At 63.8% G+C, this 24,719-nt stretch carries 21 protein-coding genes and 1 pseudogene; 12 read left to right on the top strand and 10 right to left on the bottom strand.

Translation table 11 applies throughout. The features are described from left to right. Positions 1 to 54: 54 nt before the first annotated feature. Genes JKF87_RS03370 through JKF87_RS03355 form a run of 4 tightly spaced genes read right to left on the bottom strand, consistent with a single transcriptional unit; the run spans position 55 to position 6,091 of the window. Positions 55 to 669 (bottom strand): DedA family protein, encoded by a 615-nt coding sequence (locus JKF87_RS03370; RefSeq protein ID WP_201097308.1) that lies wholly within the window; start codon positions 667 to 669, stop codon positions 55 to 57. Then, on the bottom strand, positions 669 to 3,782 hold the full coding sequence (locus JKF87_RS03365) for an efflux RND transporter permease subunit (protein ID WP_201097306.1): 3,114 nt from the start codon (positions 3,780 to 3,782) through the stop codon (positions 669 to 671). Before JKF87_RS03365 ends, JKF87_RS03370 begins: the two co-directional genes overlap by 1 nt. A gap of 3 nt (positions 3,783 to 3,785) precedes the next feature. Then, entirely contained in the window at positions 3,786 to 4,709 is a 924-nt protein-coding gene (locus JKF87_RS03360; RefSeq protein WP_201097304.1) for an efflux RND transporter periplasmic adaptor subunit, read from the bottom strand. Continuing rightward, a complete protein-coding gene (locus JKF87_RS03355) occupies positions 4,706 to 6,091 on the bottom strand; it encodes a TolC family protein (protein WP_201097302.1) in 1,386 nt (461 codons plus the stop codon). The genes JKF87_RS03360 and JKF87_RS03355 overlap by 4 nt, the downstream gene beginning before the upstream one ends. A 156-nt stretch (positions 6,092 to 6,247) precedes the next feature. On the opposite strand from JKF87_RS03355, the gene JKF87_RS03350 reads away from it, so the two are divergent. Further along, positions 6,248 to 6,925 carry a winged helix-turn-helix domain-containing protein gene (locus JKF87_RS03350; protein WP_201097300.1) on the top strand — a complete coding sequence of 226 codons (678 nt, stop codon included), beginning with the start codon at positions 6,248 to 6,250 and terminating at the stop codon, positions 6,923 to 6,925. Then, a complete protein-coding gene (locus JKF87_RS03345) occupies positions 6,912 to 8,288 on the top strand; it encodes a sensor histidine kinase (protein ID WP_201097298.1) in 1,377 nt (458 codons plus the stop codon). Before JKF87_RS03350 ends, JKF87_RS03345 begins: the two co-directional genes overlap by 14 nt. Positions 8,289 to 8,298: 10 nt before the next feature. Here the strand turns inward: JKF87_RS03345 and JKF87_RS18615 are convergent, their stop codons facing one another. Then, positions 8,299 to 8,556, bottom strand: coding sequence for a TonB family protein (locus JKF87_RS18615; protein WP_201097296.1), 258 nt, complete (start codon positions 8,554 to 8,556; stop codon positions 8,299 to 8,301). 279 nt (positions 8,557 to 8,835) lie between these two features. Between JKF87_RS18615 and JKF87_RS03335 the strand changes: the two genes are divergently transcribed. After that, the gene (locus JKF87_RS03335) at positions 8,836 to 8,973 is read left to right on the top strand and encodes a hypothetical protein (protein WP_201097294.1); all 138 of its coding nucleotides are present in this window, start codon (positions 8,836 to 8,838) and stop codon (positions 8,971 to 8,973) included. Positions 8,974 to 9,061: 88 nt separating this feature from the next. Here the strand turns inward: JKF87_RS03335 and JKF87_RS03330 are convergent, their stop codons facing one another. After that, the gene (locus tag JKF87_RS03330) at positions 9,062 to 11,224 is read right to left on the bottom strand and encodes a TonB-dependent receptor (protein WP_201097292.1); all 2,163 of its coding nucleotides are present in this window, start codon (positions 11,222 to 11,224) and stop codon (positions 9,062 to 9,064) included. Positions 11,225 to 11,380: 156 nt separating this feature from the next. Between JKF87_RS03330 and JKF87_RS03325 the strand changes: the two genes are divergently transcribed. Further along, complete coding sequence (locus JKF87_RS03325) at positions 11,381 to 11,809, top strand: Fur family transcriptional regulator (protein ID WP_275945222.1); 429 nt, start codon at positions 11,381 to 11,383, stop codon at positions 11,807 to 11,809. 14 nt (positions 11,810 to 11,823) lie between these two features. Here JKF87_RS03325 and JKF87_RS03320 read toward each other — a convergent pair whose 3' ends face one another. Both JKF87_RS03320 and JKF87_RS03315 read right to left on the bottom strand, forming a co-directional pair. Next, a complete protein-coding gene (locus tag JKF87_RS03320) occupies positions 11,824 to 12,252 on the bottom strand; it encodes an EamA family transporter (protein WP_236261095.1) in 429 nt (142 codons plus the stop codon). Between the two features lie 29 nt (positions 12,253 to 12,281). Then, positions 12,282 to 12,560: a hypothetical protein gene (locus JKF87_RS03315; protein ID WP_201097286.1), complete on the bottom strand. Its 279-nt coding sequence runs from the start codon at positions 12,558 to 12,560 to the stop codon at positions 12,282 to 12,284. Between the two features lie 131 nt (positions 12,561 to 12,691). Here JKF87_RS03315 and JKF87_RS03310 point away from each other — a divergent pair, with 131 nt between their 5' ends. Then, complete coding sequence (locus JKF87_RS03310) at positions 12,692 to 13,948, top strand: hypothetical protein (RefSeq protein WP_201097284.1); 1,257 nt, start codon at positions 12,692 to 12,694, stop codon at positions 13,946 to 13,948. Here JKF87_RS03310 and JKF87_RS03305 read toward each other — a convergent pair. Continuing rightward, positions 13,945 to 14,514, bottom strand: coding sequence for a recombinase family protein (locus tag JKF87_RS03305; protein WP_201097282.1), 570 nt, complete (start codon positions 14,512 to 14,514; stop codon positions 13,945 to 13,947). The two genes, JKF87_RS03310 and JKF87_RS03305, sit on opposite strands and share 4 nt — an antisense overlap. A 365-nt stretch (positions 14,515 to 14,879) precedes the next feature. Here JKF87_RS03305 and JKF87_RS03300 point away from each other — a divergent pair, with 365 nt between their 5' ends. The 7 genes from JKF87_RS03300 (at position 14,880) to JKF87_RS03270 (ending at position 22,361) form a co-directional block, all read left to right on the top strand. After that, positions 14,880 to 15,173, top strand: coding sequence for a hypothetical protein (locus JKF87_RS03300; protein WP_201097280.1), 294 nt, complete (start codon positions 14,880 to 14,882; stop codon positions 15,171 to 15,173). Further along, the gene (locus JKF87_RS03295) at positions 15,170 to 16,786 is read left to right on the top strand and encodes a DNA-binding domain-containing protein (RefSeq protein WP_201097278.1); all 1,617 of its coding nucleotides are present in this window, start codon (positions 15,170 to 15,172) and stop codon (positions 16,784 to 16,786) included. Before JKF87_RS03300 ends, JKF87_RS03295 begins: the two co-directional genes overlap by 4 nt. Next, complete coding sequence (locus JKF87_RS03290; RefSeq protein WP_201097276.1) at positions 16,783 to 17,673, top strand: TniB family NTP-binding protein; 891 nt, start codon at positions 16,783 to 16,785, stop codon at positions 17,671 to 17,673. Before JKF87_RS03295 ends, JKF87_RS03290 begins: the two co-directional genes overlap by 4 nt. Continuing rightward, positions 17,663 to 18,694, top strand: a complete 1,032-nt coding sequence (locus tag JKF87_RS03285; protein ID WP_201097273.1) for a TniQ family protein — start codon at positions 17,663 to 17,665, stop codon at positions 18,692 to 18,694. Before JKF87_RS03290 ends, JKF87_RS03285 begins: the two co-directional genes overlap by 11 nt. A gap of 344 nt (positions 18,695 to 19,038) precedes the next feature. Then, positions 19,039 to 19,341: a hypothetical protein gene (locus JKF87_RS03280; RefSeq protein ID WP_201097265.1), complete on the top strand. Its 303-nt coding sequence runs from the start codon at positions 19,039 to 19,041 to the stop codon at positions 19,339 to 19,341. 375 nt (positions 19,342 to 19,716) lie between these two features. Next, complete coding sequence (locus tag JKF87_RS03275) at positions 19,717 to 20,877, top strand: site-specific integrase (RefSeq protein WP_167349643.1); 1,161 nt, start codon at positions 19,717 to 19,719, stop codon at positions 20,875 to 20,877. Between the two features lie 2 nt (positions 20,878 to 20,879). Beyond that, entirely contained in the window at positions 20,880 to 22,361 is a 1,482-nt protein-coding gene (locus JKF87_RS03270) for a site-specific integrase (RefSeq protein WP_145915904.1), read from the top strand. A gap of 2,277 nt (positions 22,362 to 24,638) precedes the next feature. Here the strand turns inward: JKF87_RS03270 and JKF87_RS03265 are convergent. Next, a pseudogene (locus JKF87_RS03265) lies at positions 24,639 to 24,719 on the bottom strand (IS5/IS1182 family transposase); the annotation flags it as partial.

Raw genomic sequence — 24,719 nt, 5'->3', positions numbered from 1 at the left:
TGAGCCGCAACGTTTCCCCCGGCGTTGCGGCTCTTCGCCTGTGCGGTCGCCGATCTAGTCATTGCGGTTTGCCTGTTGTCGCGGGAAGACGATGACCCGCCAGATCCAGGTGACGACGCCGGCGACGAGCAGGAAGGTCGTGATCGGATCGAGCCAGCTGGCGACCCGTTCGTACTGGCTTTCCAGCGCATAGCCGGCGGCGGTCAGGGCGAAGGTGAAGATGGCTGTGCCGAGCAGAGTCCAACCGAGGAACGGGGCGGGCCGCATGTCCGCGACCCCGGCCGGAATCGAAATCCAGGTCCGGACGATGGGCAGGAGCCGGCCGAAAAAGACCGCCGGTGCGCCGAACCGTTGAAAGAACCGGGTCGAGCGGTCGATATCCTTCGGTGTGAGGGTGAGCCAGCGACCGTGTCGCGACGACCAGGCGCTGAGCCGATCCGCGCCGATGCGACGGCCGAGTTCGTACCAGATGGCCGCGCCCGCGGCGGCGCCGAGCGTGCCGGCCGTCACCGCGAGGAAGAAGTTCATGTCCCCGCGCGCGGCGGCGAAGCCCGCCAGAGGCATGATCAGCTCGGACGGGATTGGCGGAAAGATGTTCTCGGCGAACATCAGGATGAGCACGCCGAGCACGCCGGTCACGGTGATGATCTGGATGATGAGGTCGAACATCAGGCGATAGCCTCCTGGAGGCGAGTTGCGGGAGCCGCCTTCGCGGGCAGGGGGCGCCAGAAGCGCCAGATCAGCGCCGGCAGGACGAGCAGGGTCATCAGGGTCGAGGAGATCAGGCCGCCGAGGATGACGATGGCCATCGGGCCCTGGATCTCGCGTCCGGCCTGACCGGTCTGCAGAGCCAGCGGCAGGATGCCGAGGCCGGTGACGAGCGCTGTCATCACGATCGGCGTCAGCCGCTCCCGCGCCGCCAGGATCACCGTCTCCAGTGACCAGGCCTCACCCTCGTGCGACACCAGGTGCTCGGCATGGGAAATGAGCAGGATGGCGTTTCGGGACGCGATGCCGAAGAGAGCCACGAAGCCGACCAGGGCGCCCAGCGAGAGGCTTGCGCCGGTCAGGGCGACGGCGATCACGCCTCCGACCAGAGCGCCCGGCGCGGTTCCGAGGATCAGGCCGACGGCGCGTCCGCTGCGGAAGGCCAGCAGCAGCAAGACCACGACGCCGACTACGGCGATCGCCGTGTTGAGCAGCAGGTCATTGCGCGCGGAGGCCGCCCCGGCCGCCGCCCCGGCGTATTCGACGTAGACGCCCTGCGGAAGCCTGACCTGCGAGGAGATCGCGGTCTGTGCGGCCCTTGTCACGCGCGCCACATCGCCGGGCGCAGGATTGGCGGTCACGGTCTGGACCGGGCGGCCTCCATTGTGAGCGATGACGGTGCGGCTTTCCGCCAGTCGCACGTCCGCGACCTGGCGCAGCGGGACGACGGCCCCCGAGGACGAGCGAAGGAGCAGGTCCCCGACGGCTTCCGGCTGATTGCGCAGTGAGGGCGGGGTGGTGACCGCGATGTCGATGGCGCGATCCAGGCCATAGATCTGGGCCGGGATCGCGCCCTGATAGGCGGTCTGGACGGTGTTCAGGGCCTCGGCCGGGGACAGGCCGTAACGCGCCAGCGCGGGCAGGTCGAGCTCGACGCGCACAGCGGGGGTGGACGGCGGCGTTCCCAGCTGGACGTCCGTCGCGCCCGGAATCTTGCCCAGCACCGTGCTGATGTCGCTGGCGGCCTGATCGATCTTGTCGAGGTCCCCGCCATAGACGTTGACCACCAGACTGGCGGTCTCGCCGCTCAGGGACTCGCCGATCCGATCGCCCAGGAAGGTGAGCACTTCGGTCTCAAGTCCGGGATAGCTGGCGAGAATCTCCTGGATGCGCGCCTGGATCTGATCCTGCCGGGCGCCGGAGAGGCCGGGCTCGAGCTCGACATGGAACTCGCTGCGTTCCGTGCCCCAGGTGTCCTCGCCGCCTTGGGCACGGCCGATCTGTTGTTCGACGGACTGGATGCCGCGCACCGCCAGAAGATCACGGGTGATGGCCTTGCCATAGGTGCGCATCACCGCGAGAGAAGCGCCCGGCCGGGCGGCGATGCCGAGCACGAAATGGCCTTCGCGGAAGGCCGGCAGAAGCTCGCTGTTGAACAGGGCGAAGCCGGTCGCCGACATCAGAAGGGCCGCTACGGAAACGATCACAGCGCTGCGGGGACGGGCGGAGATGCGTCCCAGCAGACCGGCGTGGCGATCCTTGAGCCGCGCCAGCACGCGGGGTTCCTCGGGAAGACGCGCCGATCGAAGCAGCAGCAGGCTGAGCGCCGGGGTCACCACCACGGCAACCGCGAGGGAGGCGAGGGTGGCGAGGATGAAGGCGGCGGCCAGAGGGCTGAAGAACGCGCCCTGCAGGCCGTGAAGGAACAGGACCGGCGACAGGACAAGAGCCACGACCAGGGTCGCGTAGATCACCGGAGCCCGCACCTCGAGCGAGGCCTTGAGGATGGTCGCCGCCGCCGGTTCGCCGCCGTCGCGGGTTCTGAGACGCCGGACGATATTCTCCACATCGATGACGGCGTCGTCGACGACGACACCGAGCGCCACGGCCAGGCCGCCCAGGGTCATGGTGTTCACCGTCAGGCCCATGCGGTCGAGCACCACGACGGCGATCAGCAGGGACAGGGGGATGCTGAGGAATGAGATCAACACCGCACGGCCATTGCGTAGAAAGACGAACAACACGGCCGCGATCAGCAGGGCGCCGATGACCAGATCGTCGACGATGCCGCGCAGAGCAGCCTCGATGAAGTTGGCCGGGCGATGCAGGTCCGCGTTGACCGTGACCCCGGCGGCGTCGAGCGTAGGCTTTAGCTCGGCCAGCGCTTTCTCGAGTTCTCGGGTGGCCGTCAGGGTGTTGGCGCCGTACTGGCTCGACAGGCTGACCAGGACGCCGGGGCGGCCCATCATCAGGGCATCGCCATTCAGCGGAGCCATGCCGTCGACCACGTCGGCCACATCGGACAGGCGCAGGACCACTCCGTCCACCGTCGTGATCTGCGCTGCCCCGACCTCGGCCGCGGTCGCGGCCTGTCCTTGCGTCTCGATCAGGATCCGCTGTTCTGCGGTGTCGATGAAACCGCCGCCGGTCACGCCCGTCGCACCCTGGGCGGCCGTGATGATGTCGGAAAAGCCCAGCTCCCGCAGGGCGAGGTCAGAAGGGCGGACGCGAACCTCGATGCGGCGCGCCTCCCCGCCATAGACCGTGGCCCGTGCGACACCCGGCGCGGAGAGCAATCGGGGGCGGACGGTCCACTGGACGAGATCCCGCAGCTCGGCTGGCGTCAGCCGATCGCTGGTGAAGCCGACCTTGAGCAGGTCCATGGTCGACGACGTCAGGGGCGCCACCTTGGGCGCGCCGGCGGCGGCGGGCAGGCCGCTCGACGCTTCGCCCAGCGCCTCGGCGACGATCTGGCGGGACCGATAGGGGTCGGCACCGTCCTTGAAGGTAATGGATACGATGGAAATGCCTTGGGTCGATTCCGACCGCACGACTTCGACCCCGGCGGCGCCCGCGACCGCCTGTTCGATCGGGCGTGTCACCAACTGTTCGACCTGCTCGGCGGTCAGGCCCGGGGCCTCGGTCTGCACCTCGGCTTGGGCGGGCACGAACTCGGGAAAGACATCGTAGGACGCCCGGGTCAGGGTCAGGCCGCCGAAGAGCAGCACAAGGGCGGCGGCTGCGAGGACGATGCGGGCCCGGTCCAGGGACCAGGCGACGACGGCGTTGAGCATGGATCAGGACCCCGCCAGTTCCGCCGCATACAGGGCCGACGCGCCGCGGATCGCGACGATTTCTCCAGGGCGCACGCCCGATCCGGCGAACAGTCCCCGATCGACGGCCGCGACAGAGCCGAGCGCGCGGCGTTCAAAGGCGTCCGGGGCTGTCCGGACATAGACCCAACTCTCGCCCTCGGCCCGCAGCACCGCCGAGTCCGGCACAAAGACGCCGGCTGATCCGGCGCCGGCGGGCAACCGGACGGGCACGACAAGCCCGGTGGCGAGGCGCCGCGCCTGGTTGCCGGAGGCCAAGGCGAGGCTGCCCGAAGATTGCAGGCGGACATCGGCGGTGCGCGCCGCGCCGAGCACCCGCGCCGGGACCAGACCGTTCGGCCCGAGATCGAGCGTGACCGTACCGCTCAACGGCGTGTTGGGACCATCGATGCGAAGGAGGGCCGCCTCACCGCGCGCGATAGAGGCCACCAGGGCGCGACGCTGGCCGTCGCTGAGCGCCCCAAGCGCTGGTCCCCACTCCAGACCCAGTCTCGTCCGCAGGAGCGAGACCCGGGACTGATCGGCCGTGGCCTGGGCGGCTGCGGCCTCGGCGACTTTGGCCGCCACCAACTGATCTTCCGAAGCGAGGATGCGGGCGCGCGACGCCTCGGCGCGAGAGGCGCCTGCCGCGGCGAGCGCGGCTGTGAGGTCGGCTTCCAGCGTCGCCAGCGGAACGGGGTCGATCACCCGGGCATAGCCGGTGGCGCCCGGCGCCCAGCTCATGGCTTCCAGAGGCGCCGTCCGGACGGCCAGTCTCGCCTGCTGTACGGAGGTCAGGGCCGCTTTCGGCGCGGCGGCCGGCGCCGGAGCGGCCGGCGCGGCGCCCAGCAACAAAACGACGGCGAGGGCGGCGATCGGGGCTGCGTGCCCCAGACGTTGAAGCATCATGAGCTGGCGTCCAGACTGGCCATGGCGTTCGCGATGACGATGAGTTCGGCAGGATCGGCGGGCCGACGAATGGCGGCCTCGAGGTCGGCGATCGCCGCCGCGCGCAGACGCATGGCGTCGATTTCCGCGAGTCGGACGTCGAGGACGCCGGCCTGGGCCGCGATCAAGTCCGTCCGATCAAGCTCGCCCAGTTGAACTGCGCGCTGCGTCAGCCGCTCGGACCGCTGGGCCAGCGGCAGGTCCCGGCCCCGCAACTGGATCAGGCTGTCGTCCGCCGCCCGCAGGGCTTCGACCGCTGCATCCGTCTGGGCGTACACGGCGGCCTGGACGCTCTCCAGCGCCTTGCCCGCTTCGGCCCTGCGAGCCTCCGCTTCGCGGATTGTGGCCTGGTTCAGATCGGGCGGGGGCAACGACAGCCCGAGATTGAAGGGCAGTTTGGCGACGCCGCGCTCCCAGGTGTAACCGGGGCTCAGGGTCACCGAGGGGTACTGGCCCGCTACCGCCTGACGCAAGGCCTGTTCGGCCAGATCATAGTCGATGACCGCCTTCAGGACGTCCGCGCGAGCCGTGGCGGCGTCCAGCCGGGCGCCGCGAAGCTCGGCAGGAGTGGGGGGCGCAATGGCCGGATCGACCGTCACCTCTAGATCGGCGACAGCCTCAACTGGCAGTCCGAGAGCGGCGGCGAGGGCCGCTGTCGACTGGGCCTCGGCGCCCCGAGCGGTCGTCAGTCGCTGGCGGGCCAAAGCGTGGTCGCTCTGCGCCGCCAACGCCACGGATCGTCCATCCTCACCGATCGCGACCCGGCGTTCCATGGCCGCGCCGCGCTGTTCTCGCAACGCTACCTGGGCTGAGGCCAATGCGATTTCCTGCCGGGCGACCGTGCGGTCCAGAAGCGCCCGGCGGAGCGCGGTGCGGACGGCCCACACCGCTTCGGCCACGTCGTAGCGGGCCTTCAGGACGGCGAGATCCGCGCTATCCAGTCGCGCTTCGCGGCGTGTGCCGGCATCGACCGGGACGTCGACAGCGCCGCCGAACAGCCAGGGATGCTGGGGGTCGGCCTGACTCGAGTACTCGGCGGTCAGCGTCAGGGTCCAGGCGGACCCCACCCGCGCTGTACGCGAGGCGGCCACCGCAGAAGCGTAGGCGGCCTTGGCTTGATGGACGGAGGGCGCATTGACCAGCGCGAGTTCCAGCGCCTCGGCTTCGCTCATGATGCGCCCGGCAGGCCAGTCTGCCCGGCGATCCTGGAAGGCCTGAGCCGTGACGGCCGGATCAATGGGAGCGGGTCGATACGTCGTACAGGCGGACAGAGTTGCGCCCACGGCGGCGATCAGCACGACCGTGTGCGACAGAGGCAGGAAGACGCGGCGAAAAGCGGTCACGGACAGTCTTTCGGGACGATCCGCCAGCCCTAGCGCGGTGCGTTTACGCGTAGTGTGACGGCCCCGTTAAAACCGTCGCAGAGAGGCCGTGTGGTCCTTTCGCCCCGCGCATCCGCATGATTGGATAACTGTCGAAGCAGGCGGCTGAGGCGCGACGTGAAGGTTCTGGTTATCGAGGATGACGCCCGCACGGCCTCCTTTATCGGGCGGGGGCTGACAGAGGCCGGCCACACCGCGGATCTGGCCCATAATGGAGACGACGGCCTGCATCTCGGCTTGGCCGGGGGCTATGACGTGCTGGTCATCGACCGGATGCTGCCCGGATTGTCCGGTCTGGAGGCTCTGCGAGCGCTTCGCGCCGAAGGCGTCCGCGCGCCGGTTCTCTTGCTGACGGCCCTTGGCTCGGTCGATGATCGGGTCGCGGGTCTGGAGGGCGGCGCCGATGACTACCTGGTCAAGCCGTTCGCGTTCAGCGAACTGTTGGCGCGCCTGAACGCCCTGGTGCGGCGACCGCCTCTGGCCGATATCGAGACGCAGATCCGGATCGCGGACCTCGAGATCGACACCCGACGTCGGCGGGTGATCCGCGCCGGCAGACGCATCGATCTGACGCCTCAAGAATACAAGCTGCTGGAGTTCCTGGCCCGGAGGGTGGGTGAGACGGTTACCCGGACCATGCTGCTGGAGAACCTGTGGGGCTTCCACTTCGACCCGAGGACCAACATCGTCGATGCCCACGTGAGCCGACTGAGATCGAAGGTCGACAAGGGCTTCGATTCCGAGTTGATCCGGACGCTTCGCGGCGTGGGATATCTCATCGATGAACCGGAATAGGCCGCGGGCGCGACTTTGGCAGACCACCACCTTCCGGCTGGCGGTTCTGTTTGCGACGATCTTCGGCATCGGTTCGGCGGCGTTGCTGGTCGTACTGGATCTCGCGGTCGCCGATTTCGCCGAGGAGACCGCCCGCGATGCGCTGCGCGATCAGATGGCGGTCCTGAAGGCGGACGCTAACGCCGAGGGCGGCCTCGCCCTGATTTCGGCGCTTCGAGAGCATGTGGAGGGGGGGCTTCCGGAGCGCTTCAGCTATGTGGTGATCGCACCGACCGGCGAGCGGCTGGACGCGGGCCTGCCGCGCGCGGTGGAGACGATCTCCGGATGGGGTGAGCTGCGTATTCCGACCCGTGAGGAACAGCCGGGTCCGGATCCCTACAATATCAACCTCATCGTCCTGACCGATCGCGCCTCCGATGGCACCTTCATTGCGGTCGGCAGGGACGACTACGCCCTGTCGGAGCTTCGGGAATGGCTTCACAAGCTGGCCGTCTGGGGTGGATCGGCCATGGTGTTGCTGGCCCTGCTCGGCGGCGTCGCCGCGGGGCTGATCCTTCTCAATCGCCTGAAGGCGGTCGGCGCGGCCGCCGAGAAGGTCATGCGGGGCGATCTGAGCGAGCGGCTGCCTTCGCTGGGCCTCGGACGGGAATTCGACGATCTGGCCGACATACTGAACGTCATGCTGGAGCGGGTGGAAGACGCCATGGTCGCCTTGCGGCAGGTCTCCTCCGATGTCGCCCACGACTTGCGAACCCCGCTGACCCGGCTGCGCAATACGCTCGAGGAAGCGCAGCAGGCCGATGCCAGCCAGAGAGACGGGCTGCTGGCGGAAGCGATCGGGGATACGGACCGTCTGCTGGAGATCTTCAGCGCGCTGCTTCGCCTGGCGCAGATCGAGGGTGGAGCCGAGCGGCGGTTCATCGTGATGAACCTGACCGAGATCGTCGGCGACGTCGTGGAAGCCTACCGGCCGGCTGCCGAAGAGGGGGGAGGGGCTCTGACGGTGCAGGCTGACGGCCCGGCCATCATGTCCGGCGACCCGACGATGCTGGCGCAGGTCGTGGCGAGCCTCATCGACAACGCCATCACCCACGGCGGACCCGGTGGAGCGATCGTCATCGCCGTGCATGCGCTGGACGAACAGGTCGAACTCAGCGTGACCGACAACGGGCCGGGCGCGCCTGCGGAAGAGATGTCGAAACTGACCCGCCGGTTCTACCGCCTCGATCGCAGCCGCAACACCGTGGGATCCGGCCTCGGCCTCTCCATGGTGGCAGCCATCGTGGATCTGCACCGGGGCGAGCTGATCCTGGAGAACAGTCATCCTGGCATGAGGGTGCGGATGATCTTCCCCGGCGGCTGAGCCTGCAGGATCAGTTCAGGGTGAACTCAATGGCGACCGTCAGCGTCAAAGGCGCCGACAGGTTTTCCGGGACGGTCGGCAATGGCGTGGCACGCCGGACAGTGTCGAGCGCCTCGCGGTCGAGCGCTGCGACGCCCGAGGACCGGTCAAGACTGATCGCGCTCGGCCGACCGGAGCGGCTCAACGTGAATCTGACATAGGCCGTCCCGGTTTCACGGCGAGCCCGGGCAGATGCCGGATAACGCTTCACCTGCACCAGCCGCGCCATCACGCGTCCTTCGAAACTGTCCCGGGAGACCGGCGTCGGGGAAGCCGGCGGCGGATCAACACGCGGCGAGGCCGGAGCTGGCGTCGGCGGTGTGGGGGGCGCAACTGCGACAGGAAGAGGTTCTACCGCCGCCGCAAGCGGGAGGGGCGCAGGTCGTGGCGCGGGCGGCGCCGACGCCGGGGGCGGCGGCGTGGTCGACCGGATCACGTTCTGACGCGGACGCGGATCCTCAGGCGGGGTCAGCGCCCTGGGGGGCGATGGACGAACCCGGGGCTCCAGTTGCACGAGGATGACCGGCTCCGCCGCGGGCTCGCGCCGCAGATCGGGGCGGACGATCGAAAGCCCGGCAATCACAGCCGCGTGGCCGACAACAACGATCAGGACCGCGAGCATACGCTCGCGGCCCCGACGTCGTGACCCTTGAACGGCGACTGGCGTCAGCACGGGGATGGGCTCGCCAGTCGCCGATCTGGACGGGTAGGAGGCGCCGTCCATTTCATCAGGCCTAGAACCGCGTGGTCAGGCCGACCCGGAAAGCGCGCGGGCCGCCCGGGGTGATGTTGTTGTTGCTGTGCGCCGTGGCGAAGTAGTCCTCGTCCAGCAGGTTCTCGACATTGAGCTGAACATCGATCCGGTCGGTCAGCGCATAGAACAGGGCGCCGTCAACGCGGGTGAAGCTCGGCATCACCTGGGTGTTGTCGGACGCCGTGAAACGGTCGCCCTGGTAGATGACGCCGAGGCCAGCGCCGAACCGCGGCGTGAAGTCATAGCGGCTCCAGATCGAGGCGCTGTTTTCCGCCACGTTGGCCAGCTTGTTGCCGGCTAGGACCGTCGTCGATTGCGCCGCCGTGATTTCGGCGTCGAGACGGGTGTAGGCCGCGACCACGCTCCACTGTTCGGTGATCTGTCCCGTGGCGCTCAGTTCCACCCCCTTGCTGCGCTGGCCATCGACGAGGATGGACTGCGCCGGGTTGGCGGGGTCAGGCACGACGACATTGCTGCGATCGAGCTGGAAGACGGCGGCGGTCAGGCTCAGGCCCGGCGTCACGTCCCATTTGGCGCCGAGTTCGTAGTTGTCGAACTCCTCCGGATCGAGCGCGCGGTTCGTCGGCGTCAGGCCGGTCAGTTGCTCGCCCGAACGCGGCAGGTAGGTCTTGGTGTAGCTGCCATAGAGCGAGAGATTGTCCATGGGCTTGAACACCAGGCCGGCGCGCGGCGACCACAGATTGTCGGTTGCCTCCGTGCGGACGTTGTTGCGGCGGTTCAGAACCTCGCTTTCGATGTGCTCGTAGCGTACGCCCAGGATCAACTGCAGCTGCGAGGTCAGCTCGATCTGGTCCTGCAGGTAGCCAGCCGCCAGCTTCGTCACGCCCTCGTTGCTGGCATCCGTCGCACTCGGCGCCCAGGTCAGCGGTTGATTGATCGTCGGGTTGGTCAGCGGCGCGTTGAAGGTCGTGCCGCCGCCCGGGAAGTACCCGGTCAGGCGCAGGTTGTCGGTTTCCTGGCGGCCGAACTCGGCGCCGGCCAGGAAGGTGTGCCGAACCGAGCCGGTGTCCGCGTAGAAGACGAGGTCAGTCTGGTTGATCAGGTTCTGACGCGTGGTGGCGTTGTTGTATGCCGAGATCGGCACGGTCTGGGTGGCGGCGTTCACCGCGCCCGGGAAGACGTTCTGGTAGAACTTGTCGTAGTCGGCCAGGCGAGTGCGGTTGCGCAGGGTCAGTCCGTTGTCGAACCGGTGCTCGAAGGCGATGCTGAGAGCATCGACGTCGGTATCGGTCGGGCTGCGAGCCGGGTCGCCGAAGAAGGTGTCGCGATAGCCGTCCAGCGGACGGGCCGGGTTTGCCCGTGTCCCGCCCGGATTGGCCGAGACCCCGCGGTCGGCGATGCGGCGGTCTTCAAAATGCTCGTAGCCCAGCTGCAGCAGGGTGTTGTCGCCCAGGCGGAAGCTGGCGGTCGGATTGATGCCGAACTTCTCGTAGGTCACGCCATCACGGTAGCTGCCGCTGTCCTCATAGAGGCCCGTGACGCGCAGCGCGGTCGTGTCGCTGACCTCGAAATTGTAGTCGACCGTCCCGCGATAGAAGTCGTGTGAACCGGCCTCGAGGCGCAGCTCGTTCTCGACATCCCATCCGGCCTGGCGGGTCACACGATTGATCAGACCGCCCGAGCCGCCGCGGCCGAAGATCATGGCGTTGGGGCCCTTCAGGACCTCGACGCGCTCCACATTGTAGAGGTCGCGGTAGTACTGGGTGTCGTCGCGAAGGCCGTCGGTGAAGTAGTCCGCCGTCGAGGCGATGCCGCGGAAGATGATCGCATCGCGGTTGCCTTCGCCTTGGGCGTAGGTCACGCCGGGCACATAGCGGACAAGATCGTTCAGCCCAACCAGGCCCTGGTCATTGATCTGGTCGCGGGTGACGACAGTGATCGCCTGCGGAGTGTCGATCAGAGCCGTTTCGGTCTTGGTGGCGGAGGTGCTGGTCGGGGCGACGTAGCCTTGGTCGCGACGCGGCTGGATGCCGAAATCTCCGGCCTGGTCGTCGACACGAAGGGTGCCCAGAGGAACGGCGGGCTGTTGCTGCGCGAAGGCGGGAGCCGCCACGCACAGAGCCGTGGACGCCAGCAGAACGGGGGCGAGTTTGCGGATGAGCGGGGTCTGGATCGGATTCACCTGAAGGTCCTCACGCGGCGGGATAGCGCCGTTCGTTTTTGCGATTCATTCGCGGGACCGCCAGCTACTGCGATTGAGAATGCCTTTCAACAAGCAAGCAGGGCCTTCGGCGTAACCGTAATCTTCCCGTCATGTTACGCGAATGTTCGCCCTCCCATGGTCCCCGCCATCGAAGGAGCGCTCTTGGAAATTTGGGAAGCTTGTCGGCGGCGGGGTGTGCGGCCGACGGGGCCGCGCTTGGCCGTGGCCAGGGTCTTTGCGGAGACCGAGGATCTGCTCGACGTGGAGACGATCTGGCGACGTCTGAACGTGGAGGGCGCGAGTTTGTCCCGCACGGCGATCTATCGGGCGGTGAAGGATCTGAGCAACGCGGGCGCCATCCGCGTTCACGCGGTTGCGGGCAGCGGCAGGACCTATTTCCAGAAGCACACCGAGCTGCCGCCCATCAGCCTCGTCGACATCGATCAGGGTGACATCATTGCGCTGAACGCGCCGGATCTCGCCGCCAGGATCGGCAGCGCCGTTAAGAACGCGGGCTATGACCTGGCGGGCGGGATGGAGGTTCGTGTCACACGTCGTCGCTGAGTTCCGCGCGGGTGTCAGGCGGATTTGAGCGCGATCAGAATGACGCCGGAGGTGATCAGCGCCACGCCCAGCCAGGCGCGCGGCGAGAGATGTTCCCCGAGGAACGCGACCCCGAAGATCGCCACCAGCACGACGCTGTTCTTTTCGACGGGAGCGACCTGCGCCGCCTGCCCGAGACTGAGCGCGCGGAAATAGCAAAGCCAGGACGCGCCGGTCGCGAGGCCGGAGAGGATCAGAAAAACCCAGGCGCGGGCCGGTAATGGCTGGTCCGTCTGAAATCCACTGGTCAAGGCGACGATGGCGCCGGCGAAGACCAGGATCACCAGTGTTCTGATGAAGGTCGCGTAGTTCGGATCGATCGTCTGAACCCCGGCCTTCGCAAAGATCGCGGTCAGCGCTGCGAAGGCGGCCGAGAGCAGGGCCCAGGGGAGCCAATGGGTCATGGACGCCCCGGCTTCGAGCCATCGACCCATCAGTCCTCAACTCCGCTTGGCGGCCGGGTCGGGGGCAGGGGAGAGATAGTGGGCGTGCCCGTATCGTCGGCCTCCCGCGGCAAAAACCTGAGGATCCAGAGACTGACCGCAAACACGATGACAAAGCCCGCCAGGCCCACGGCGATCTGATGGGGAAGCAGGCGTTCCCAGCCGAGGATGGCGGTCATGGCCAAAGCGAAGAAGCCCAGCGCGACGTATCCGAGCCAGCGTGCCCACAGGATCAACGAGGTCGTTTTCTGATGAGGAGACAGCGCCATCACGGTCCCTTGGGTGGTTCACGTCCCATTTCACTACGAAGTCGATGACTTTTCCAACCCTGTCGTCCGGAGCGCATCTGAGCGGACCTTCGCGCCATTGCGCAGGCGCACCCCTCCGATAGCTTGGGCGGATGTCCGATGACGTCGAAGTCTATGTAGGGTGCATAGCGCTCCCCTCCGCCGAGATCCTCGGCTGGCGCGCGCTCGTCGATACGGTCTTCACGGAGGCCGATTTTGTGTCGCGGCCGCGGGCAACTGCGCATCGGCAGTTACGCGAACATGCGGATCGATATCGCGACGAACCGCTGGCCAGCTACCATTATCTGCGTGCGCCCGCCCGCACCGTTCGCAAACGCCTCCTGATCCAGGGCTACACGACGGAGTTCTGCGCCCAAGCCTGGGACATCGCGCGACGCCATGCGGTCGAATTGAACCGTCGTTGGGCCAGCCCTGATGGGGACAGCGCGGCCGCGCTCGCCGTCATGGAAAGTATTACCTATGAGGCGTGGAAGAAGGCGGTGGCCGAGGCTGCCCGCTCAAAGCAACTGATCGCCGGGCGCCATCAGCCTTGGGATCTACTGAGCCTGCTGGATGGCCCGAGCGATCCGTTTGTTCAACTCGCCATGCTCACCGAGATAGAAGCCCGCTCGACGGTCTGGATGGATTGTTCGCACCTCTACGAGGATGAAGACACCGTCGTGCCTCCCCAGGAGCTGGCACGTGAAGAACAGGCGGAGGAGGCGCTTTACCCGAACGGCAAGATCATCGTCCTGACCGAAGGCAAATCCGATACGCGCATCATCACGGCGGCGCTGCGGGCCTTCTATCCGGAGTACGCGGACCTCTATCAGTTTATCGACTTCGATGAATTCCGCATCGAGGGCGGCGCATCTCTGCTCGCAGGGATGGTGAAGGCGCTGTCCGGCGCCCGCGTCCAGAACCGTCTTCTGGCGCTGTTCGACAATGACGCCGCCGGCCTGGAGGCCATGGCCTCGCTGAAGGCTGTGAAGTTTCCCCGCACCGTAAGACTGCGGTCGCTGCCCCGCACCGAACTCGCCGCCGACTATCCCACCTTGGGCCCGGGAGGTCTGACCCGAATGGATGTCAACGGCTCCGGGGCGCCCCTGGAGCTCTACCTGGGCCGTTCCTCGCTCACGGACGCAGCCGGCGCTCTGAGACCCATTCGATGGAAGGAATGGAAGGGCGGCGTGGAGCGCTATCAGGGGGTGGTTCAGGACAAGGACGCGGTCGCCAAGGCGTTCGAGACCGCCATCCAGGGCACGCATCACCCTTCGGCGCTGCGTAAGCGATTTCCTGAAATGGACCTCTTGCTGCGCTCCATCTTCGACGCGTTCGAGGACAACGCTCCGCCGCTGGACCTGCCCTAAGACCCGACGCTCTCCGGATATCGCGCAAGCGAGCGGTAGAGGGTGCTCCGGGAGACGCCGAGCGAGGACGCCACGCCTGCCATCGTCTGGTCCGGGTGCTCCAGAAGGAGCCGGGCCTGCGCGACCTGACGCTTGGTAAGCGACTGGCGCCGTCCGCCATTTCGGCCCCTCGCGCGGGCAGCGGACAGTCCGGCCATTGTGCGTTCACGGATCAGGTCCCGTTCCATCTCGGCGAGCGCCGCCATCATGTGGAAGAAGAACCGGCCGGCCGGCGTGGTCGTGTCGATGCCGTCGGTCAGGCTCCTGAACTCCACACCCCGACCCCGCAGACTGGCGACGAACTCGACGAGTTGACCGACTGTCCGACCCAGACGGTCCAGCTTCCAGACGACGAACACATCTCCCGCCCGGGCGTGGGACAAGGCTTCGGTCAGCGCGGCCCGCTCCGTCCGCACGCCGGACGCCACCTCGCAGAATGTGCGCTCGCATCCCGCCTTCTCCAGCGCGTCGGTTTGGAGGGCGAGGTTCTGGTCGGCGGTCGATACCCGCGCATATCCGATCAGCATGTCGCAAAACCCGTCAGCGTCTTCGATCCTGACACATAGAATCAGCGACAGGGTTTCGACACAAGAAGGGCCGAGCAGCGACGCGGGTCACGCTCCGTCGACCGGCAGCGTGTCAGAAACGAACGTTTGTGAGACGCCGGTCCTGCCCGATCTGGCAAACTGCAAACCTGCAAGTAGAGCGGTGCCGAGGACTCTCACACCAATTTGATAAGCCGCGAAATCCGTGCTAATTCAGTTAAGTCTTTGCGACGCGTTACATGTAATTCGCGCGCGCCAATAGCTGGCGAAGCCTGTAGCCGCCAGAGTTGCGATCATACATTTTCGGAGTCGTGAGTTGCCCTCCCATCCAGCTGGAGGACTTGCTCATGACTGCCCCGTCGTCTTCTCAAGGACCCGACTCGTCACATCGTGACGATCCGCTCGCCGGATTGCCGGAGTGCGTGATCGTCGCCACGGAACAGCTTCTCTGCGATCTGCTTGAGGCGGCGACCGCCGAGGTCGACCTGGACAACTGGGATGTCCAGGCGGCCGAACTCGACGTCGCGGTGAAGGGATCTCAGGCCGCTTGGTTGGTCACCGTCACGGACCTCACCACGCGGTCGATCTTGGGTTCGACCACGGTGTTCGAGCCGGTCTCGACTGAGGCGGTTGCGGCATGAGCGCGGTCGAGCCGATCACGGGCGGCGATCTCGAAAGCATGTCCGAGGAGCGGTTCGCGCAACTGGCCGCCCGGGCTCGTGGGATCGCCGACCTCGCGACGCGGGAGCGGAGAACTGTCTGGGACGTGGAGACGGCGGCCGAACGCGCCGGCGTCAGCCGGGCGACCGTTTACCGTGATCTACAACGAGCCCGAGGGGAGGGGAGGACGACCATCCGGGACCTGACGGGCCGCAAGGGCGGCTTCCCCAAGGGCCGGAGCCGCCTTCATCCGCATGTGGAGGCCGTTGTGGCTGAAGCCCTGAGGACGCACTACCTGTCGCCCAACAAGCCGCCTTTGACGGAAACGGTGAAGGTCATTGAAGACGCGTGTGAGCGGCTGGGGCTGCCCGGTCCGAGATACACTACGGTCCGACGCCGCCTCCAAAGGATGAAACGCGCAGCGGTGCTCGGACGTCGCGACGGAAGGAAGGCTCGTGAAGCTGCGACCGCTCGGCCGGGCAGCTATGAGATCGAGCACCCTTGGGACTGCTGGCAGATCGATCACACCAAGGCCGACGTCATTCTCGTCGACAAGGAGAGCCGGAAACCAGTCGGGCGCCCGTGGCTGACGGTCATCATCGATGTCGCCACCCGCATGGTGGCGGGCTTCTATGTTTCGCTCGAACCGCCCTCGATTCTGCGGGCCGGAACCGCTCTGGATCTGGCCGTGCAGCCCAAGGGCGCCTGGTTGAAACAGATGGGGCTCGACTATCGCTGGCCGGTCGAGGGACTGCCCAAGCTTGTCCATTCTGATCGTGCCGGCGAATTCCAGTCTCGCGCCTTCGAGCGGGCGTTGGCCAACCAGGGCGTAGACACTTTCCTGCGCCCGCCCGGCAAGGCTCACTGGGGCGGCCACATCGAGCGAATGATCGGCACGATGATGGGCCGGTGCAAGATGCTGCCGGGCGCCACCCAGCGAAGCCCTAAAGAGCGTGGCGACTACGACGCCAGCAAGGGAGCGGCCCTGGACATCGACCAGCTCGAGCTCTGGTTCGCCCACCAGATCCTTGGGGAGTACCACAACACCGTTCACAGCGCGCTTGGCTGCACGCCGCTCGAAGCTTGGGACCGTAAGGTGGCTGGCCTGCATCCGCGGCGACCGGACGATCCCGAGGGCTTTCGGATCGATCTCTTCCCGGAAATCACCCGCACTCTGACCCGCACAGGCCTGAAGGCCTTCGGCGAAGAGTACGCGTCAGAAGACACCACGCTCGCCTACGCTGAAGGACGAACCAAGGTGCGTCTGAAGTTTGATCCCCGCAACCTCGGCTGCGTCTACCTCCAGATAGCCAAGCGATGGATCCGCGTGCCGTACCGGCTGCCGAACTACTCAGGGCGCCATCCAACCCTCTGGTTCTACAACTACGCCCGTCGGCTCGCGCTGGTGCTCGGCGCGCCCCTCGAGGGCATCCTCGCGCGCGCGGCCCGCCAGCGGTCAGAGGAGTTGTTACACGGCGAAGCCCATGGATCCAAAATCGCCCGGCTGGCAGTCGAACGCCTCCGCCACGCTCGCGCGACCACGGAAGCCCCGCCGGCGCAGCATGAAGACGATAGCTGGGGAGGCGCGCTGTGATCGATGACACCAGCGATCCGTTCGCCCATCTGGACGACCGGGTGAAGGACAGCGCGCTGGCGACTGACGCATCCCGGCTGGCGCTCATCTCCAGCGACTGGTGGATATCCTATCCGCCCGGAGACGAGGTCATAACCAGGCTGTTTGAATTGATCGATCTGCCGCTCAGGCAAAGGCCGCCATCCGTCGTTGTCCACGCGCCGCCGAACTATGGGAAATCGGCGATCATCGACCGGTTCAAGGCGCTCTACGCCGGCCGGGTATCGCGTGACGAGGCTGACAAGGACGGCGTCGTCGTCATTCAGGCACCGCCCACGGTCGACGAGAAGCGCCTCTATCTCGAGATCCTCTCTGCGATTGGCGCGAGCGCTCCCGAGACGACGACGGCGCGGCTTCGGGCGATGGTCGTCAATCAGCTGCGCCTACGCCGCACCCGCCTGCTGATCATCGACGAGTTGCAGCACGCCTTGCTGCAGCGGGCCAGCGCTCAGCAGGTCGTCCTGAACACCCTGAAGTACCTGTCCAATGAACTGGGCCTTTCCATCGCCGGTTTCGGTTCGCGGGAGTCGAAGGCCCTCGTTTATTCCGACGAGCACCTTGCCCAGAGGTTTGAGGTTATCGCCCTCCCGGCCTGGGACAAGAAGCACAGCTGGGTCGTCGACGTGGTCCGCCAGCGCATCGCGTTGTTTCCGCTGCGTCGGCCGACCGTGGTCGATCGACGCTTCATGAACCTGCTACTTCAGCTGTGCGGCCCCACGGGCGGGCGAATGCTGGCCATGCTGGAACGCTGTGCACGGTCGGCTATTCGCGACGGCAGCGAGCGTCTGTCGGTCGAGCTGCTGGAAGCCGTGGCGCTCAAAGGCGAGCGGCTCGAAAATGGGGTTTGATCGGCCGCATGGGGCGACGCTCTCATTTCCCGTCGTCAAGCGGGAGGAGGGGGAGGCGCTGTCCTCCTGGCTGGCCCGCATCGCGAGGACGCATCTGCTGGATATGGATCATGTCGCCGTTGAGATCGGCTGTCCCCTGCAGTTGGTCGACCACGCGCCTGGCGAAGAGGTCCTCGTTCAGATCGCCCGGCGCACCGCCGTCGACCTCGACCAGGTCAGAGCGGCGGTGCATCCTATTCTCACGATTACTGAGCGACCTTCGCGCGCAGAGTTGGATTGGCGGGTATGCGCCTGCTGTCTTGCCGGAGACGCCGAGGCGGGGAGGCCGCTCCATGTGAGGACAGCGTGGACCCACCCGCTTTCGACGGTGTGTCTCAAGCATGGCGCGCCGCTCCTGATACCGACAGAGGCGCAGGCCTCGGTCATGCTTCCGTTCGATGTCAGCCTGCCCCGTCAGGATCATGGGTTGTCGAACGTCGAGCAGGAGCCCTTAGACAGCCTTCTATTCGCCGCCCAGATGGTCGACCCGGTCCGATCAGCCGCCTCGCACGTCACAACTTCAGTCCGCGAGGTGAGGGACCTCGTCGACGCGCTTTCCGTCCAGATCAACCTGGCCTTGGGAAGGGGCGCCGCGCTGACCCTTTTTGAAGAGCCTCGTCGGGGCCGTCACATCGCGCCGCTTGCGCTCACTCTGCCAGAAGGTCTCCTAATGGTGCTGGACCCGGCCGATCGGCTTCTGTTCGCGCGCGCCGCCATCGCTCTGCGCTGGCCGTCGCCCGGCTATTGTCATGAGCGGGAAGTGCTAGGCGATTGGTTTTCCCGCGTGGTGGCGCTCGTCGTGCCCAAGGGCCGGCGGCGAGTGATCGGCGACGTCGGCATGGACCCGCTGGGGCTGCTGGCCGTGGCCCTGCCAGTCCAAGCGTTTCATCAGCTACGCGCGCGGGTGCACGGCTGGTCCGACGAGCTCCAAACTCGATGGGCTGCGGCTGAGCAACTGGCCGCCTTGGCCGGCCTCAACTGAGGCGTGCGAAGTCATTCTCGATGGTGCTCACGGCGGACGTTAATACCCCGCCATGCTCGAGCTGCTCGCGAGAGAAGCGCTCCGAGAGCGAGCACCGCGAAGAAGACCAGCACGACCAACAATGAAAACTCGTCGAGCACGACCTAGCCCTCCGTCGAACGTTGCCAGATAGCTATATAGCCTGACCGAGAAATCGGAGCACGCTGTGTTGACGCCGGCGACTAGACGTGGAGTCCACGATCAGCGATTCTCCCGCCGCAGCAGGGAGTTTGCCGATGACAGAGCCAGAACCCACACACATCCGCGATGAAGTTGACTGGGGTATACCCCGGGCCAACCTGTCCATGCGTATTCCGCGATGGGCCCACAAACGGATGAAAGCCGTTGCCCGTGACGAGGGCAGGACGGTCGCCGACCTCTATTCCGACGTCGTGCAGGAATTCCTGGATAACCAGATCGATCGCTGGAAGAACGGGCTGATCGCGGGACCCACGTCGTCGCCCTCGACATCTCTCGCCGTGCCGCGGCCTCTGGCGAACCGCGTCCGTGGGATCGCCGAAGATCGCGACGTGATCATCAGCGACATCATCTACACCGCAGTTCTGCTGCACCTGGGCGAAGCGCCGCCGAGCGCCGCCGCCGCCTGAGCTACGAGCCGGGCTGGCCACTCAAGCTGCGCTCATGATCACGGAGTCGCAGCAATTCGATCAAACTCGACTGATCTGAACTCAAACCCGCTGCGAATGGTCGTGGCCGGTGAGATTCTCAAGGAATGAGAAAAGTGACAATTGGCCAGGAACTGCGTCGCGACGAGATTTGCGCCTAATATTCATTATGCGAAGGCCGACCAAGTTCATTTCCGTTGCAACATGAGCTCAAGCCCAAGCTGCGCAGCCATTCAAAACAGCGCAGCAGCTTGGGCTTGGGCGGGCTCCATTCGACACGTATGCCCTTGATCATTCCCGTCTAATCCTGCTGAAGCTACGACAGCTACGGTTGGTTGTGTGTTTTGGCGTATGAGTTTGATCCCAGCATCCTTGCGCGGTCCAGTATGCACCGATGCGCTCGGGCTACCTCGGTATGCCGCAACGATATGGCTTGATTTTCTCAACGCACACCAGGCCATCGCGACGCGCGAAAAACATGCCTTTGCTATATCCCAACTCTATCATGATGCTGAACGCCTGAATCCGCCAGTCGACCTCGATCGAGCGCTTGTTGCTGCGGATCTCAACGCTATCCAACGCGTACTGTCCTCAGCCTTGTTAGGTCATCAGTCTCAAACGGCGCCGGAGAAGCGTTGGGCGCTCCAAAGGCGCTTCGTGTTCGGTGTCCTAAGTATGATTAACGGGGCCGATCCTCGAGATCTATCGAAGGACCTGCAGCGTCTTCAGCGCTCCTATTCGCAGCTACGCGCCCAGCCAAAAGCAGCTACTGCGTCGATCCAAGTAAAGTCCTTGCCTGCCATTGTCCTAGAAGATGTGTTTGACATCGTGAACCCCGACAGCGAGAGAAATCCGTTTCGCACTGAGACAAATCGGTGGCGGAATTATGCCATGGCTCTAATGCTATTCCAGCTTGGCTTGCGTCGCAGTGAATTGCTTCTTCTTACACCCGATAGCCTTCAGAATGAGTTCGATTTTCGCACGGGAGAACAGGTATTTTGGGTCAGTATTCGCCCGCCAGAGCACGAAGATCGACGATCCAGTTCACCGCAACTGAAGAACCATTGGGCAAGCCGCGACCTGCCGCTGTCGAGAGCACTTACAGCAGCGATTGACAACTATATCGTTCATTATCGCGGTGACCCGGCGCATGGGTACCTATTCTCTTCGCAGGAAGGGGCTCCGATATCCAAGCAGTCTCTCAATGAGATATTCCTGAAGATAAAACGGAGTCTTTCTGCTCAGGCGCGCAATGCCTTGGCCGCGCGAGCTAATGACCAACTCTCGCCCCACTCGCTTCGACACACAGCAGCTGTAGTCAGGTATCAACGATTTTCGGAGGGCGGGATGGAGTTTGAGGAAATAGGGCGCAGGATTCGTCCCTTTATGGGGTGGGCTCCAGGTTCAGAAATGCCATTTCACTATGCTCGCGCATTCTTCGAGCCGCGCTACGCGAAGATGTGGAACGAAAGTTTCGATGACACTCTGGCAGCGTTGCGAAGCGGAGTGTGGAGCTAGTGGTGCAGTATTCACTTTTTCCGCTCGATCAACAGCCCCCTCCCCTCCCTGCTTTGCCGGCCATGCCGCCCTTGGTCAGGTACAGGGATCGTTACGGCCGCAAAGATGTGACGCTTAAACAGCCTGCTCTGAGCGAGTGGTCGCTGCACATTAATGGAGGTATTAGAAACCTCAGATTGAGCTTTGATCACCCATGGATCGATCAGTTTATCCGGGCGCATTTAGCTGACAGATTAATTGAAGGTTCGGTTACAACCGTAATGAACTACGGCCATCGCTATATAGCGATGCACGACGAGGGAAAGCTTCACGCGATAGTGTTTGCGGTTGCGACTTTGACCCCTAACGATTTTCAAAAACTATGGATCGATCAGTTCCGAGATCAACTATCTAGGCATGACGCTGTTGCGATAAGATCTGCGATACGTTTCGCGTGCGCTTGGGAAATTGGACGCTGGCATCCCGCTGATTTGGATTTTGTTCGCGCGCTTCCTGGACACGATCTGGATAAATATAAAGGCGTTCGAGACGCCTCGAGCTTTCTTCCCACTGCTTCGCAAAGCCAGATAGTAGAATTTATCGATCAAACGGTTCGTAACCTAGACAGTTCGGGTTCAGATCGAATTCGAGTTGCGGCCATCTTGGCCCTGTCTTTCCAGTTCGGCCTTCGGCGCACTCAAATTGCATCGCTAGAGATGTCTGACTTTACTTTTCACAGCGATGACGCGTTGCATATACGTGTCGAGTTGTTGAAGCAGCGGCGTCAGAAAGTCGGCAGGTTGGTGACGCGGCGAATGCAGCAGAGTTGGGTACCGATCCTCCGGCGATGGATTGCCTGCCGTCCGGCTGGTGAAGTCAAGTTCTTTGGCCTAGCACCAGAGCGGATCGGCACTTTGATTGCCGACGCATTGCTTGAAATCACAGGGGCCAGTTACTCAAGCCAGACCCTTCGACACACCAGTGCTCAACGCCTTGTCGACGCTGGAATTTCACACGAGTCTCTGAGCGATTTTCTTGGGCATACAGATACGACAGCCGCCCAAGTGTATTTTGCCGCGTCTCAGAACCAGGCCAAACTGGTGAACATGGCGTTGGGCTATTCGCCCACATATCAAGGCGTCGCTGCTGCGGCCCGCGGTGATATGATCACGGCCGCACAGCTTCTCTCAAGACCAGTTGATCAGCAGATTTCAGGGATGCCTCACGGCGTCCCGATTTCGGGGATCGGCGCCTGCCAAGCAGGGCAATCGTCATGCCAGAGGAACCCAGTCCTAGCTTGCTATACTTGTCACAAGTTTCTCCCTGTGGCTGATCCTGAAGTGCACGCAACACTGTTGGTTGAAATGCGGGATGTCGTGCGTTCATTTGACCAACCACAACTTATAGATCGCGTTAGTCCGGCAATGATGCAGCTCCGTGTCACGCTCGAAGCCATAGAAGAGGTCGTCGGGATGGCGAGTGCTGGTGCATCACATGCCGTCTGAACTGGACTCTTTCATTCTTCGTGCGCAGCAGATTGCAATTGATCATCAGCTGGACTGGGAGGTTCCATACGATCTGGAGGACGGACGCATCCCTCGCGAGAGCTGGTGGGACTTGCGCGCTGCGGCGAAGCATGGCGCTGGAGAGCGCGCATTCCTCTCGACATTCGGAACTCTCGGGTCGGGTGCGGCGGCGCTCCAAACGCTGTGTGGTGGAGTTATGCCTGCCGTCATGGGACGTGATTGGATCGAACTCTACAAGGCGCTTTTGCTGCACGATCTTTTCGTAAAGCGAAACAAGCCCAGGAACGGGATCTCTAACCTGGGCAACCCCTTCCGCCTTCTTGCTGGCTGCGTAGGGTCAGCATCGCCCTCGCAAATAACCTCCGATCAGGTGCGTTTGGCCTACAATGTTGGGCTCATGGCGAGCACTTCGGGGCAGTGGGCTCGCTTGTTAAAGGGGATGATATCGGGCTGGTTTGATGCTTTTCAGTTAGCCGAACGTCGACCTCTGGCCCAATATTGTTCTGCCTATCCGGATAGGGCGCTCGTTCAAGAACAGGAGGCCAAGCTCGTCCAGGTGGCGCGGCGTCAGCTTGACACGAAGAGGCCTGACTCCCTTAGATCAAAACTAAGCATTCGTCATTTTGAGGATAAACTTCCTGAACAGGAAGATTTGTCGGAACTCGTTCGGATCGTGTTTAGCGAAACTCCGCGCACCACTTCAGATTTAATTCGATTCCATCAAGCAAGGGTACTTATTGTAACCGGTTTTAGAGTTGGAGAGTTAGTTCTCCTGCCCGAAAAAACACTCGTAAACAGGAATGACTCCCCGCCCCATCCGCGCATATACGGCCCACCGGAGCCAGGGACCGGCTTGCTTCATTTTGCTGAGAAGCAGCATCAGGATGGACCGGGACAAGAATTTGTCGAAGCTCTGCATCACGTGCCGAGCCTGCTCGCTCCTATTGTGCGAGAATCTGTAGCAGCCGTCCTTCGCGCAACGGCGCCACAAAGGCTCATGTTGCAGCGCCAACACGCCGAACAACGGCTTTTTGTCGGACTGTCTAACGACGATCTTCTCCCGTGGGCTGAAGCTTATCGCCGAATGTCTGGTATTATGCAGACGTCCCAGGAGCCTATCCCAGCAGACCTGCGCTCAAAATATCGCTCCAACTATGATCCCGCAATTTTGAACGAAATGCGCGATCATCAAGACCACCACGTTCACCAGAGCGGAGAACACAAGCAGGTCCGGGAATATTTCCGTCGCATGGAAGCTGCGTTGCAAAGGCCGATTCTTCGACGCAGCCGAGGAGAACTATTTAGTTTCGCTCTGAGGGAGAGGAATGACGGACGAGGTGTTTATATTCGCGCAGGCGACATGGAAGTTTACGCACGCGATCATCTTCAACTGAAATTGCCAGACGAGAGGGTGGTGCAGTTCGGCGAGAAAGATCTGCGTAGCGACGCTTTCCTTTTTCTGCTCCCTGGAAAGATCATCGCGGAAGAAAAGTACGATGCGATCGTCGATATCGACCGGTATTTTTCGGTGAAAAGGGCAGACAAAGCAGACCTAGAGCTACAGCTGGGCGGGAAGAATCCGGGCCTCATATTCAAAAAGTACGGCAAGAGCGAGCAGGCTAGATCGTTCTCAGTAAACCCTCATTCGTTGCGACATTTTCAGACCACTGAAATGTTCAAGTTGGGCGTGGCTGACACCATCATTACAAAGCGCTTCAATCGCACTTCGGTGGCTCAGAGCTACACTTATGACCATCGGTCTGTATCTGAACGCCTTGAGGAGATGGAGCCGGGACAGTCACGTCTGGCGGACGAAATGTTAGGCCCGAAAGCGCGCAAGGCGTTCGATCTGATACGCAGTAGAAAGATCCAAGGCCCTGTCGTTAAGCGGTTTCTGGAGCTTCAAACTATCATGGGCGATGAAGCGGCATTTGAATACCTTAATGCTGAAGCTGGATCTCTGCATATTACACCTTACGGATTTTGCCTTAATAGCTTCGCTGCCAGTCCGTGTTTGAAGCATCTCGAGTGCTTCAATAGCTGCTCGCACTTGGTTCGGACCGATGCGGCAGCGGAACAGGACAACTTGCAGACGTTGAAGCGCCGATTTGAGGTGCATATCGATAGGCTGAGGCAAACTGGGAGCCGCGCCCCTCATTTTCAAACACAGATGCAGCATGCGGAATCACGGCTCGCTGGAGTGAATGCGGCGTTGGACGCAGCTCCTGGCGAGAAGGTATTCCCTAGGCTCAGGACTCATAGCCAGAAGAGGACGGTTGCAGCGAGAGCTATGGCGGAGAGGAAGACGGTCGGGCATCGATCATAGCGCGTGGCGAC

The sequence above is a fragment of the Brevundimonas nasdae genome, assembly GCF_016654005.1.
Classification (GTDB): Bacteria; Pseudomonadota; Alphaproteobacteria; order Caulobacterales; family Caulobacteraceae; genus Brevundimonas; species Brevundimonas nasdae.
The sequence above is the reverse complement of the archived record's forward strand: the minus strand, read 5'-3'. Positions and strand labels throughout refer to the sequence as shown.

Coding starts and splice junctions, on each gene's coding strand:
- JKF87_RS03370 (WP_201097308.1), bottom strand. CDS start 669: ATGTTCGACCTCATCATCCAGATCATCACCGTGACCGGCGTGCTCGGC.
- JKF87_RS03365 (WP_201097306.1), bottom strand. CDS start 3,782: ATGCTCAACGCCGTCGTCGCCTGGTCCCTGGACCGGGCCCGCATCGTC.
- JKF87_RS03360 (WP_201097304.1), bottom strand. CDS start 4,709: ATGATGCTTCAACGTCTGGGGCACGCAGCCCCGATCGCCGCCCTCGCC.
- JKF87_RS03345 (WP_201097298.1), top strand. CDS start 6,912: ATGAACCGGAATAGGCCGCGGGCGCGACTTTGGCAGACCACCACCTTC.
- JKF87_RS18615 (WP_201097296.1), bottom strand. CDS start 8,556: ATGGCGCGGCTGGTGCAGGTGAAGCGTTATCCGGCATCTGCCCGGGCT.
- JKF87_RS03325 (WP_275945222.1), top strand. CDS start 11,381: ATGGTCCCCGCCATCGAAGGAGCGCTCTTGGAAATTTGGGAAGCTTGT.
- JKF87_RS03320 (WP_236261095.1), bottom strand. CDS start 12,252: ATGACCCATTGGCTCCCCTGGGCCCTGCTCTCGGCCGCCTTCGCAGCG.
- JKF87_RS03315 (WP_201097286.1), bottom strand. CDS start 12,560: ATGGCGCTGTCTCCTCATCAGAAAACGACCTCGTTGATCCTGTGGGCA.
- JKF87_RS03310 (WP_201097284.1), top strand. CDS start 12,692: ATGTCCGATGACGTCGAAGTCTATGTAGGGTGCATAGCGCTCCCCTCC.
- JKF87_RS03305 (WP_201097282.1), bottom strand. CDS start 14,514: ATGCTGATCGGATATGCGCGGGTATCGACCGCCGACCAGAACCTCGCC.
- JKF87_RS03300 (WP_201097280.1), top strand. CDS start 14,880: ATGACTGCCCCGTCGTCTTCTCAAGGACCCGACTCGTCACATCGTGAC.
- JKF87_RS03295 (WP_201097278.1), top strand. CDS start 15,170: ATGAGCGCGGTCGAGCCGATCACGGGCGGCGATCTCGAAAGCATGTCC.
- JKF87_RS03285 (WP_201097273.1), top strand. CDS start 17,663: ATGGGGTTTGATCGGCCGCATGGGGCGACGCTCTCATTTCCCGTCGTC.
- JKF87_RS03280 (WP_201097265.1), top strand. CDS start 19,039: ATGCGTATTCCGCGATGGGCCCACAAACGGATGAAAGCCGTTGCCCGT.